Origin of the sequence: Rhizobium sp. NLR10b, from assembly GCF_019685435.1 — a bacterium.
Taxonomy (GTDB): domain Bacteria; phylum Pseudomonadota; class Alphaproteobacteria; order Rhizobiales; family Rhizobiaceae; genus Rhizobium.
This window is the reverse complement of the sequence record NZ_JABDWV010000024.1, coordinates 43,637-55,834: the sequence shown is the minus strand read 5'-3', so window position 1 is coordinate 55,834 and position 12,198 is coordinate 43,637. Positions and strand designations below refer to the sequence as shown.

7 protein-coding genes are annotated in these 12,198 nt (G+C 60.9%); 1 reads left to right on the top strand and 6 read right to left on the bottom strand.

The genetic code is table 11. The features are described 5' to 3' along the window. The first annotated feature begins 479 nt into the window (after positions 1-479). Positions 480-2,420 carry a M23 family metallopeptidase gene (locus tag HJB91_RS28440; protein ID WP_210632841.1) on the top strand — a complete coding sequence of 647 codons (1,941 nt, stop codon included), beginning with the start codon at positions 480-482 and terminating at the stop codon, positions 2,418-2,420. Positions 2,421-2,473: 53 nt separating this feature from the next. Here HJB91_RS28440 and clpB read toward each other — a convergent pair whose 3' ends face one another. From clpB to HJB91_RS28410, 6 genes are all read right to left on the bottom strand, one after another. Next, the gene (clpB, locus tag HJB91_RS28435; protein ID WP_210632842.1) at positions 2,474-5,074 is read right to left on the bottom strand and encodes an ATP-dependent chaperone ClpB; all 2,601 of its coding nucleotides are present in this window, start codon (positions 5,072-5,074) and stop codon (positions 2,474-2,476) included. 251 nt (positions 5,075-5,325) lie between these two features. Beyond that, positions 5,326-6,057: a DUF4167 domain-containing protein gene (locus HJB91_RS28430; RefSeq protein WP_210632843.1), complete on the bottom strand. Its 732-nt coding sequence runs from the start codon at positions 6,055-6,057 to the stop codon at positions 5,326-5,328. A 343-nt stretch (positions 6,058-6,400) separates the two neighbouring features. Continuing rightward, entirely contained in the window at positions 6,401-7,261 is an 861-nt protein-coding gene (gene prmC, locus HJB91_RS28425; RefSeq protein WP_221156621.1) for a peptide chain release factor N(5)-glutamine methyltransferase, read from the bottom strand. Further along, positions 7,258-8,337, bottom strand: a complete 1,080-nt coding sequence (gene prfA / locus HJB91_RS28420; RefSeq protein WP_210632845.1) for a peptide chain release factor 1 — start codon at positions 8,335-8,337, stop codon at positions 7,258-7,260. The genes prmC and prfA overlap by 4 nt, the downstream gene beginning before the upstream one ends. 28 nt (positions 8,338-8,365) lie before the next feature. Continuing rightward, the gene (gene ptsP, locus HJB91_RS28415) at positions 8,366-10,633 is read right to left on the bottom strand and encodes a phosphoenolpyruvate--protein phosphotransferase (protein ID WP_210632846.1); all 2,268 of its coding nucleotides are present in this window, start codon (positions 10,631-10,633) and stop codon (positions 8,366-8,368) included. 89 nt (positions 10,634-10,722) lie between these two features. Beyond that, positions 10,723-11,997 carry an aspartate kinase gene (locus HJB91_RS28410; RefSeq protein WP_064686444.1) on the bottom strand — a complete coding sequence of 425 codons (1,275 nt, stop codon included), beginning with the start codon at positions 11,995-11,997 and terminating at the stop codon, positions 10,723-10,725. Positions 11,998-12,198 lie beyond the last annotated feature (201 nt).

Here is a 12,198-nt window from a genome sequence, read left to right as displayed (position 1 = left end):
AACACAAACCAGCAATCGCCAATCCGCTTGAGTTTCTTTAGAACGAAAGACTTCGTCGCCAGCAGCGCCGCCGCCCTCGTTCAGTGAGTGGGCTTATAGAACCTTCCCCTTTTCTAAGTCAACTGCCCTTTTCGAAAAAAATCATTTTTCTTTCAAGTCATTGTTTTTTCAGGCGAAGTTTCTGTGGAGCCTGTCAGTGCGATCATTTCCCGGATTCTGAGCCGCCTCCACCGAGCCGGAGAAGTAAACATTCGTCGACTTTTCGTGGAAAGAGTGCTCTTTCGTCTCTCGCGCCCCGACATGATCACAATCTGCTGGTCTGTACGGACACATGATTCACACAGGCAAACGCAGTTAGGCTGCCTTTCCAGTGCACGATTTGACTTCAGTGCCCAAAATATGCACATCTTTTGCCCCAGCCAGGATGGCCGAGACATGCTCCCAGAGACGTCAAATGTAAGGACGCGGACCCAACTGCCATGATGACGGAGAAAATGATGATCCGCTCGTTGGGCAACGAGCCTCCGCTTCTGGCCGACGGCAGGCGTGCGCCGGACAAGCGCGAAGTTTCCCTGCGCTGGCTCTCGGGCACGTTCCTCACCGGTATCACATCGTCTGTTCTGATGGGCGTCGCGCTATTTGCCGCACTTGATGGCCGTCAGCAGCTGGCGATCCCTGCAGAGGCCTATGCGAGTGCTGCCGCAGAGGCCCATGTAGACACGACCGTGGTCCGCGGCGGCCGGCTGATCGCTCCTGCGATCGCCGCGAAACCTTCGGACCGGGCGATCATGGAAGTATCGACCGTCGTCCATGACGGCGAGAAGGAAGTCGTGCGCCGCCAGCCCTTCGCCCATGTGAAGATGACGCTGGCCGCCAACCATGTGACGACAGAGGACTACCCCGATTTCGATCCCCTGGCGATATTTTCCGCCGACGAACCGCAGCCCGCTCCGCAGAGCCGCACCGGCGCACTCTATGGCTCCGACGTTGAATCCGAAGTCAGCCTGAAGACCGTTCCCTTCCCGACCGCCAAGACCGGTATGAAAATGGCCTCTGGCCTGTCGCTCGAGGAGGTAGAGGAAAACGTCCGCTCCAACGGCTCCGTGCTGACCGACGGCAATACGCAGCTCGCGGCCCTCTACTACGTCGATCCACGTCGTTTCTCCAACGAGGAAACCGATGTCGATCTGACCGCGGGCCTGTCCGCCCGCGTGCTCGAGCAGAACATGACGGTCTCTGCGCCGGAATCAATCACGCCGCAGACCGAAGAATTCGCCGACGACGTCCTTCCGGTGCGCGCGGATACACCGATCGCCAAGGCGCTGACGGATTCAGGCTACCCACAGCAATATGCCGATGGCATTGCCAACTATATCTCGCAGCAACTCGGCGCCAGCGATCTCGAAAAGGGTGACGTGCTGCGCATCGGCATCATCCAGAAGGGCGAACAGGCAAAGATCATCCGGGCTAGCGTCTACCGCGGCACGCGCCATCTCGTCACCGTGGCTCTCGACGACAAGGGCAAGTATGTGCCCGGTAGCGAGCCGCCGATGCTGGATGCGATCGCCACGGCCTTCGATGACAATACCTTCGCTCCGCCGCCCGGACAGAACCTGCCGCGCGTCTATGACGGCATCTATCGTGCCGCCCTTTCCTATGGCATGACCAAGGACATGACCGCGCTGATCATCAAGCTGCTCGCAAGCAATGTCGATTTCCAGGCGCAGCTGAGACCGACCGATAAGCTGGAAGCCTTCTTCTCCGTCGCCGACAGCACCGGCCAGGCGACCGAGGATTCCGAACTGCTCTACGTCAACGCCCGTTTCGGCGATACGCAGACGCGCTTCTATCGTTTCCAGGATCCCGACGACGGTACGGTCGATTATTTCGACGAGAACGGCAAGAGCATCCGCCAGTTCCTGCTGCGCAATCCGGTTCCGAACGGCATTTTCAAATCGGGCTTCGGCATGCGCCGCCACCCGATCCTCGGTTTCGCCCGAATGCATACCGGCGTCGATTGGGCGGCACCGCGTGGCACAGCGATCATCGCCGCCGGCAACGGCACGGTCGAAAAAGCCGGCTGGGATTCCGGCGGCTACGGCAACCAGACGATCATCCGCCATGCCAACGGCTATGAATCCTCCTACAATCACCAGAGCGCCATCGCCAAAGGCGTCGTTCCCGGCGCGAAAATACGTCAGGGCCAGGTGATCGGCTGGGTCGGCACGACGGGTGAATCCACTGGCCCGCACCTGCATTACGAGCTGATCGTCAACGGCACCAAGGTAGATCCGCTGCGCATCCGCCTGCCGGGCGGCAAATCGCTGCAGGGCGAGCCGCTGGCGAAATTCGAAGACGAGCGAAAGCGTATCGATACGCTGCTGAACAACCAGACGCCGGATCAGGTGGCGAGCAAGTAATCTCAAGACGAAAATGGCGGCCAAAGCCGCCATTTTATTTCCCTGTAACCAATTTAAGCCGCTTGGCTTACCGTCTGCCGCGTTGTGAACTGCAACCGGTCCGAACCGTTCGTCACCTTGACAGTCGATCCGTCCGGCACCTGACCCGACAGGATCTGCTCGGCCAGCGGGTCCTGCACGAACTTCTGGATCACCCGCTTCAGCGGCCTTGCGCCGTAAATCGGGTCGTAACCCTTGTTCGCCAGCCAGTGCCGGGCTTCCTCGTCGAGATCGATGACGATCTTGCGTTCGGAGAGCAAGGCCACCAGCCGCTTCAACTGAATGTCGACGATCGCACCCATCTCTTCACGCTTCAAACGATGGAAGAGGATGATCTCATCGATGCGGTTCAGGAATTCCGGCCGGAAATGCCCACGCACGACGTCCATCACCTGCTCGCGAACCGTATCGCTATCGTCGCCGTCCCTGAGCTGGGTCAGATATTCGGCCCCGAGGTTCGAGGTCATGATGATCATCGTGTTGCGGAAGTCGACCGTCCGCCCCTGACCGTCCGTCAGCCGCCCATCGTCAAGCACCTGCAGCAGGATGTTGAAGACGTCGGGATGCGCCTTTTCGATCTCGTCGAACAGCACGACCTGATAGGGCCTACGACGCACGGCTTCCGTCAACGCCCCGCCTTCGTCATAGCCGACATAGCCGGGAGGTGCACCGATCAGCCGGGCGACGGAGTGTTTTTCCATATATTCCGACATGTCCATGCGCACCATCGCCGTTTCGTCATCAAAGAGGAAGCGGGCGAGCGCCTTGGTAAGCTCCGTCTTGCCGACGCCGGTCGGGCCGAGGAAGATGAACGAGCCGATCGGCCGGTTCGGATCTTGCAGGCCGGCGCGGGCGCGGCGGACGGCGCGCGACACGGCCTGAACCGCATCGCCCTGGCCGATCACCGATCTCGCCAGCTCGTCTTCCATCCGAAGCAGCTTGTCGCGTTCCCCCTCCAGCATCTTGTCGACCGGAATGCCGGTCCAGCGGGAAACGACATGGGCGATATTGTCGGGGCTGACCACCTCCTGCACCATCGCGCCGCGCTCGCCGTCCTGCTTCTCGGCTTCGACCAGCTGCTTTTCGAGATCGGGAATGACGCCGTAGGTGAGCTCGCCGGCGCGCTGGAATTCACCCTTGCGCTGGGCAATCGCCAGTTCGTTGCGGGCGTCATCGAGCTGCTTCTTGAGATCGGCGGCAAGGCCGAGCTTCTGCTTTTCCGCCTGCCAGCGGGCCGTCAGCGCATCGGCCTCCTCTTCAAGCGCGGTGAGTTCAGTCTCCAGCCGCTTCAGCCGGTCGGCGGAAGCAACGTCGGTTTCCTTCTTCAGCGCCTCGCGCTCGATCTTCATCTGAATGATCCGGCGGTCGAGTTCATCGAGCTCTTCCGGCTTGGAATCCACCTGCATGCGCAGTCGCGCGGCGGCCTCATCCATCAGATCGATCGCCTTGTCGGGCAGGAAGCGATCCGTGATATAGCGGTTGGACAGCGTCGCGGCCGCAACCAGCGCCGCATCGGCGATGCGAACCTTGTGATGCTGCTCGTATTTTTCCTTGAGTCCGCGCAGGATCGAGATCGTATCTTCGACCGTCGGTTCGTCGACGACAACGGGCTGGAAGCGGCGGGCAAGCGCCGGATCCTTCTCGACATGTTTGCGATATTCGTCGAGCGTGGTTGCGCCGACGCAATGCAGTTCGCCACGGGCAAGGGCAGGCTTTAAAAGATTGGAGGCATCCATCGCTCCGTCCGCCTTGCCGGCGCCGACCAGCGTGTGCATCTCGTCAATGAACAGGATGATCTCGCCGTTTTCCGCCTGGACCTCATTGAGGACCGCTTTCAGCCGCTCTTCGAATTCGCCGCGGTATTTCGCGCCGGCAATCAGGGCGCCCATGTCGAGCGCCATCAGCTTCTTGTCCTTGAGCGATTCCGGCACGTCGCCGTTGACAATGCGCAGCGCCAGACCTTCGACGATCGCCGTCTTGCCGACGCCCGGCTCGCCGATCAGCACCGGATTATTCTTGGTGCGGCGCGACAGGACCTGGATGGTGCGGCGGATCTCGTCGTCGCGGCCGATCACCGGATCGAGCTTGCCCTCGCGGGCTTCGCCAGTGAGGTCGCGGGCGAATTTCTTCAGTGAATCGAAGCCCTGCTCGGCACTGGCGGAATCCGCCGTCCGGCCCTTGCGGATATCGTTGATGACCTGGTTGAGGCCTTGGGCTGTCACGCCCGCATTCTTCAGCGTCGAATAGGTCGAAGCCGAGGATTCGATCGCCAGCGCCTGCAGCAGACGTTCGACCGTGACAAAACTATCGCCGGCTTTCTTGGCCACCTCCTCGGCGGTCGAAAGCACCTTGGCGAGCGGCTGCGCCAGATAGATGTTGCCGTTGCCGCCTGATATCTTCGGCAACTTGGCAAGAACCGCGTCATTGGCAAGGCGAGCAGCCTTGGCATCGCCGCCGGCACGCTCGATCAGCGAGGCCGCCATGCCCTGATCGTCATCGAGCAGAACTTTGAGCACATGTTCGGGTGAAAATTGCTGATGACCCTGCGCCAGCGCATAGGTCTGGGCCGACTGGATGAAACCGCGCACCCGCTCGGAATATTTCTCGATATTCATATTCTACCTCCATTGATCGCCCTGCCCTTACGAGGCGCAGACCGATGATTGAGATCGACCCCCTGAAAAGGCAGGCCGCGCTTGGCCCGTCTGGGATTTGGGCGAAGCAGTCGAGGAGAATATGGTACGCTGTTCCGGGAGTTTAAAGACCCCGTAAGACGAAAATCCCCGGCACGAAGGCCGGGGATTTCCAAGGAAATCCGAACAGATGGCAGAGCACCCGGCTCTCTCCGAAGGGAGCGGCCAGATCCTTATTCCGATGCGGCGTCCGCCAGAACCGGCGCCTCGGCGGAAGCCCCCTCGCCTTCGGAGGCTGCATCGCCGTCTGCGCCCCGACGCGGGCGACGGGGACGATTGCCGGGGCTGCGACGACGGGGCTGGCGTTCGCGTGACTGGCCGGCAGAGCCTTCCTCGTCCATGGCGACCTCGGCGGGAATGCCTTCGATCTCCGGCTGCGGGCCGGTTCCGTCGATGATTTCGGGCTGGGGTGCCGGGGCAGGCGCCGCAACGGGTGCCGGCGCTGGCTTTGGCTGTGCCTGCGGTTGATGCTGCCTGCTCTGCGGCGGCTGGACGACGACGACATCGTCGCCATCATTGTCGCTGGTATCGATGTCGTCGCTGTCGCGATCCGCCGCGTCGCGGTCATTGTAGTCGCTGCGATCGTCGCGCTGGAACCGCTCCTGCATCTGCGCCTGAGCGCTGGCGATGATCCGATTGTAATGTTCGGCGTGCTGAAGATAATTCTCGGCTATCACACGGTCGCCGGAGCTCTGGGCATCACGGGCAAGCTGCGCATATTTCTCGGCGATATGCTGTGCAGTACCGCGAATCTTCACATCGGGGCCGGAGCTGTCATAGGTCCGGGTCAGCGGGTTGCCGCCCTTGCGGTTGAAATTGTTGTTATTGTTATTTCCGCCGCCGCCGCCATTGTTATTGTTGTTACCACGCCCTCGACCGCGCTTGTTTTGCTGTCCTGGCCTCATAGATCGTTCACCTGAATTCTCTGTTTGTGATGGATACATGGCACCAACCGCCATGACCGGAAAACCGGGTCAGGACCTTTGTGCCGCGAGCATACTGCGCCTTTGCGCCGACCTGCCGCTTGGTTCTCAAGTCAGTTTGACTGATTCACGCGTTGGGTCGTGTTTAACCGTTGAAACTCTCGTTTAAAAGAGCGGACCCCCGAGGCAAACCAAGTACCGAACGAATCTCGTTCATTCCTATCTGCCCAACACGTGCCCGCAACCTATATTGCTTCCCTCGGAAATCCAAGCCTTTTCTTCGCAATAGCAATAATGTCCGCCCCGATGCCGCAATTATCGCCTTTTACGCGAGCGCGAAAACGAGCGCCCTGTCGTTCTGACCATAATCCTTCACAGATTTGAGGCACCTGAAACCTTTCGCTTCGAAGAGCGCCGTCACATCGTTTCGCTGATCGTAGCCGATTTCCAGTCCGAGAACCCCGTCGGGCCTCATGAACCTTGCCGCATCCTTGGCTATGGCTTTGTAAGCGTCAAGCCCATCCGGGCCGCCATCCAGCGCTGCAACCGGATCAAATTTCGTCACTTCGGGAGCGAGATCGTGAATGACATTGGAGGCAATATAGGGCGGATTTGAGACAATCGCGTGAAATGAGCCCTGGATGTTCTCGAACCATTTCGACTGCACGGCCTGAAAACGATCCTGCAACCCGTTTCTTTCTGCATTTGACTTCGCCGTCCTAAGTGCATCAGCCGATATGTCGCTGCCGATACCTGACGCCTCGGGACATTCGCTCAAGAGCGCGAGGCATATCGCTCCACTCCCGGTTCCGATATCAAGAATATGGAGATGGCGTTGCGGCTTTGCAAGATCCTTCAGATAAGGAAGCACCGTATCGACCAGGATTTCCGTATCCGGACGCGGCTCCAAAGTTTCCGCCGACAAGCCAAGCGGCAGGCCATAAAATTCCCGCTCGCCTAGAATACGATGCACCGGCTCATGGCCGAGCCGGCGTTCCAGGGCCCTCGAAATTGTCTCCGACTGATCGGAAGAAAGCCTCTCAGTCGACCGCGTCAAAAGCTCCGTCGACGACAGTTTCAAAAGGCCAGCGACAAGCAGCCGCGCATCAGTCACCGGATCGACAATGCCCGCCTCTGTGAAACGACGGCGCGCTTCGGCAAGCATATCGGCGACCGTAGCACTCATAGTTGTTCGCCGAGCTGCGCCAGCTGGCTTGCCTGATAATCGGCCATCAGCGCGTCGACGACCTCTTCAATCTCGCCTTCCATCATCCGGTCGAGCTTGTAAAGCGTCAGATTGATGCGATGGTCCGTGACGCGCCCCTGGGGGAAATTGTAGGTACGGATGCGTTCCGATCGATCGCCGGAGCCGACTTGGCTCTTGCGATCGGCCGAGCGCTCGCTATCGGCCCGCTGCCGCTCGGCATCGTAAAGCCTGGAGCGCAAGACCTGCATCGCCTTGGCGCGGTTCTGATGCTGTGATTTTTCCGAGCTGGTGACGACGATGCCGGTCGGCAGATGGGTGATGCGCACCGCCGAATCCGTCGTATTGACGTGTTGGCCGCCTGCGCCCGACGAGCGCATCGTATCGATGCGGATGTCTTCCGGCCGGATGTCGATGTCGATCTCCTCGGCTTCCGGCAGCACCGCCACCGTCGCGGCCGAAGTATGGATGCGCCCGCCTGCTTCGGTCTCCGGTACGCGCTGCACCCGGTGCACACCGGATTCGAACTTCAACTTGGCGAAGACCCCTCGGCCTGTGATCGTCGCGATGATTTCCTTGTAGCCACCGGCTTCACCCTCGCTTGCCGAGAGCACCTCTACCTTCCAGCCCTTTTCCGACGCGAAACGCTCGTACATCCGGAAAAGATCACCGGCAAAAAGGGCAGCTTCCGAGCCGCCGGTGCCAGCGCGGATTTCCAGGATCGCGCTTTTTTCGTCGGCTGCGTCCTTCGGCAGAAGCAGGATCTGCATTTCCTGCTCCAGCGCCTCGATCCGCGCTTTCACTTCGGGCAATTCGAGTTCGGCAAGATCGCGCATCTCGCGATCGACCGATTTATCCTCGAGCAGCGTTTCGAGATCGGCAAGCTCGGCGCCAGCCTTCTCATAGGCGCGGATCTTCGTCACGACCGGCTGCAGCTCGGAATATTCGGATGCGAGCTTCACATAGACATCGGCGGCCGGACCGGCCGACATGCGCGCCTCGATCTCGCCGAAACGGCGTTCAAGCTCGCGCATTTTTTCAACGGGAAGCTTTGCCACCCTGCACTCCGATTCTTCTTGTATTTCCCTAAAGGGGAATATTGTGGCTCTCGGCGAAGCGGGCAAGCACCTCGCGCATCGGCACCGTGCTGCGATGATCGTCCAGCACTTCGTCCATCACCTTTGCCAGGGCCCCGACATCAAGCCCGAGCAACATCGCCTTCACCGGGCCGATAGAGGCGGGCGACATCGAGATCGACCGAAAGCCGATGCCGAGAAGCGCCATTGCCGAAAGCGGCTTGCCGGCAAGCTCGCCGCAAAGCGTCACCGGCGTCTTGTTCCGATCCGCCCCGCGCACGACATCGCGCAGGATCCGCAAAAACGGCTTGCCGAGTGGGTCGAAGCGATCAGACACCCGCGCATTGCCACGATCGACCGCCATGGCAAACTGGAAAAGGTCGTTGGAACCGACCGACACGAAATCGACCGCCTCCATCAGCTCGTCGAGCTGCCAGAGCAGCGCGGGCACCTCCAGCATCGCTCCGAATTGCAGCTTGCGCGGCAACCCGTGCCCGAAGCGCGACAGATGCTGCACTTCCTTCTGCAGGAGTTCGCGCACCATCTTCAGCTCGGAAACCTCGGTCACCATCGGCACCATCAGCTTCAGCTCGGTGCCGGCCGATGCCTTCAGCATGGCGCGCAGCTGGGTGCGCAACAATCCCGGCCGGTCGAGCGACAGCCGGATGGCGCGCCACCCGAGTGCGGGATTTTCCTCCTCGTGGCCTCGGAAATAAGGCACCACCTTGTCGCCGCCGATATCGAGCGTGCGGAAGGTGACGACGCGGCCTGCCGCCTGTTTGATCACATTGCGGTAGAACTGCTCCTGCTCTTCCGCCTTCGGCATGGTCGAGGCGATCATGAACTGCAGCTCGGTGCGGAAGAGACCGATGCCCTCCGCACCCGATTCCGAGAGCTGCGGCAAGTCGACCAACAGGCCGGCATTCATCATCAGCGAAATCCGCTGGCCATCCTTGGTGACCGGCTCGATGGCGCGCAGCGCCCGGAACTGCTCCTGCCGCCGCGCGCGAAAACGCACCTTTTCCTCGTAGGAGCGCCGGTGATCGGCCATCGGCCGGAGGTGCACATGCCCTTCGTCGGCGTCGATGATCACGGCATCGCCATTCTCGGCGAGCGCGACAACACCCGCTGCCTGGCCGATGACGGGAATGCCCATGGCGCGGGCGACGATCACCACATGGCTCGTCACCGCCCCCTCTTCCAGCACCAGTCCACGGACATTGGCGCGAGGGTAATCGAGCAGCTCGGCCGCCCCCATGGCGCGCGCCAGGATGACCGCATCATTGGGGAAACCTTCGGCGGTCGTGCGCCCGGTATAACCCGTCAACTGCCTGAGCAGCCGGTTCGCCAGATCTTCGAAATCATGCATGCGTTCGCGCAGATAAGGGTCGGTCAGCCGCATCATTCGCGCCTTGGTGTCGCTCTGCACCTTTTCGACCGCCGCTTCCGCCGTCAGGCCGTTGCGGATCGCTTCCTCGAGCTTGCGCACCCAGCCCTGGTCGTGCGCGAACATGCGATAGGTTTCGAGCACCTCGCGATGCTCGCCTTCCATCGACACGTCGCGGCGAGACAGCATGTCGTCGATCGAGATCCGCAGCGACCCCATGGCCTCCGCCAGCCGGCGGATTTCCTTCTCCGCATCCTCGTTCAGCAGGTTGGTGACGACGATACGCGGCTCGTGCAAGACGACATAGCCGAGGCCGATGCCGTCATTATAGGTGTCGCCGTCAATCGTCACCGAACGCGTCAGGTCGAGTTCAAGGCCCGGTTTGGTGATCTTCTTGAGCTCGCCGGTGGCGATCATCTCGGCAAGCACCATCGCCGTCGTTTCGAGTGCTTCCACTTCCTCGTCGCGATAGTTGCGGCTCGCCTTGTTCTGGACGACGAGAACACCGAGCGAGCGCCCGGTTCTCAGGATCGGCACACCGAGGAAGGAATGGTAGATTTCTTCGCCCGTCTCCGGCAGGTAGCGGAAAGCCGGATGCGACTGCGCGTCGGAAAGGTTCAGCGGCTGCGCCGAGGCCGCGATCGTGCCGACGAGGCCCTGCCCCATCTTCAGCTGCGCCAGGTGCACCGCCTCGCGGTTGAGGCCTTCGGTCGCGTAGAGTTCGAGCACGCCGTCGGCGCGCAGCACATAGACGGAGCAGACTTCCGCCACCATGTTGCTGGCAATCTGGCGGACGATCCGGTCGAGGCGATCCTGCGGCTCCAGCGGCTCTGCCATCAACTCGCGCAGCCGCCTGAGCAGCACGCGCGGACCGCCGGAAAGGTCTCTCATGGCGTCTCAAGCTCCCGAAACAACGCACTCAGTCCCGGCAGGCTGGCCCTCGTCTCCTCAACCTGAAGGGGCAGGCCGCCCACTGGGAATCAATTCTTATCCAGACCGTAGCAGGAATGCAAAGTCCTGACAGCGAGTTCTGCATAGGGACCGTCTATCAGGATGGAAATCTTGATCTCGGAGGTGGTGATCGCCTTGATGTTGATGCCTTTTTCGGCAAGAGCGCGAAACGCGGTGGCAGCGACGCCCGCATGGCTGCGCATGCCGATGCCGATGACCGAGACTTTCACCAGCCCCGATTCGTTCTGCACGACATCGTAGCCGATCTTCTCCTTATGGTCGCCGAGCACCTTGATCGCCTTCTCGACGTCACCTGACGGCACGGTGAAGGTCATGTCGGTCTTCGATCCGTCCTCGGAAATATTCTGGACGATCATGTCGACATTGATATGAGATTCGGCAAGCGGCCCGAAGATCGCGGCGGAGACGCCCGGCCGGTCGGCAAGACGGCGAAGCGAGATCTGAGCCTCATCCTTGGCATAGGCGATGCCGGTGACTACTTCCTGTTCCACGATTTCATCCTCGTCACAAATCAGCGTTCCGGGCGGGTTCAACAGATCGCCCATGCCCGGAGCATCGGGATCTTCGAAAGACGAGCGCACGAAGGTACGCACCTTGTGCACCATGGCAAGCTCGACCGAACGCACCTGCAGCACCTTGGCGCCGAGCGAGGCCATCTCAAGCATTTCCTCGAAGGCGATCTTCTTTAGCCTGCGCGCCTGCGGCACGATACGCGGATCGGTCGTGTAGACCCCGTCGACATCGGTATAGATATCGCAGCGATCCGCTTTGACAGCCGCGGCAATGGCGACGGCTGACGTGTCCGACCCGCCGCGCCCGAGAGTGGCGAGGCGGTTGTCAGGCCCCAATCCCTGGAAGCCGGCGATGACGGCGACCTGTCCCTCGCCCATCCGCTTGATGATATCGGAGCCGTCGATTTCCAGAATCCGGGCCGCGCCATGCGCATTATCGGTTCGGATCGGGATCTGCCACCCCTGCCAGGAGCGCGCATTGATATCCATCGCCTGCAATGCGATCGCAAGCAGCCCAGACGTTACCTGCTCGCCGGAAGCGACCACCGCGTCGTATTCGCGCGCATCGTAAAAGGGAGAATTGGCGCCGATCACCTTCGGCATGCCCTGCACCCAGCCGACCAGCTCATTGGTCTTGCCGGACATGGCCGAGACCACCACTGCGACCTCGTGGCCGGCATCGACTTCGCGTTTCACGTGGCGGGCAACGTTCTTGATGCGATCCAGGTCAGCGACGGACGTGCCGCCGAATTTCATTACGATGCGTGCCATATGCCTCTACCACGTCTGGCGCCGGGAAGCGGAAAATCGGACCCGGCATAACGAGACCCAGGGGTGACCGGTTAGCGAGAGAGCCAGATCCCATTCTGGAACCGCTCCAAAAGCCAGGCCCCCAAAGGCCTCAAGTTGCGGCGTCTCTTAGCGAGTTTGGCGGGGTGAGGCAAGCGCGCGCGATAAAAGCAATTGCCGTGC

What these genes read in the sequence shown, in the direction of transcription:
- HJB91_RS28440 (WP_210632841.1), top strand. Translation starts at nt 480, where the DNA reads ATGATGACGGAGAAAATGATGATCCGCTCGTTGGGCAACGAGCCTCCG.
- clpB (WP_210632842.1), bottom strand. Translation starts at nt 5,074, where the DNA reads ATGAATATCGAGAAATATTCCGAGCGGGTGCGCGGTTTCATCCAGTCG.
- HJB91_RS28430 (WP_210632843.1), bottom strand. Translation starts at nt 6,057, where the DNA reads ATGAGGCCAGGACAGCAAAACAAGCGCGGTCGAGGGCGTGGTAACAAC.
- prmC (WP_221156621.1), bottom strand. Translation starts at nt 7,261, where the DNA reads ATGAGTGCTACGGTCGCCGATATGCTTGCCGAAGCGCGCCGTCGTTTC.
- ptsP (WP_210632846.1), bottom strand. Translation starts at nt 10,633, where the DNA reads ATGAGAGACCTTTCCGGCGGTCCGCGCGTGCTGCTCAGGCGGCTGCGC.
- HJB91_RS28410 (WP_064686444.1), bottom strand. Translation starts at nt 11,997, where the DNA reads ATGGCACGCATCGTAATGAAATTCGGCGGCACGTCCGTCGCTGACCTG.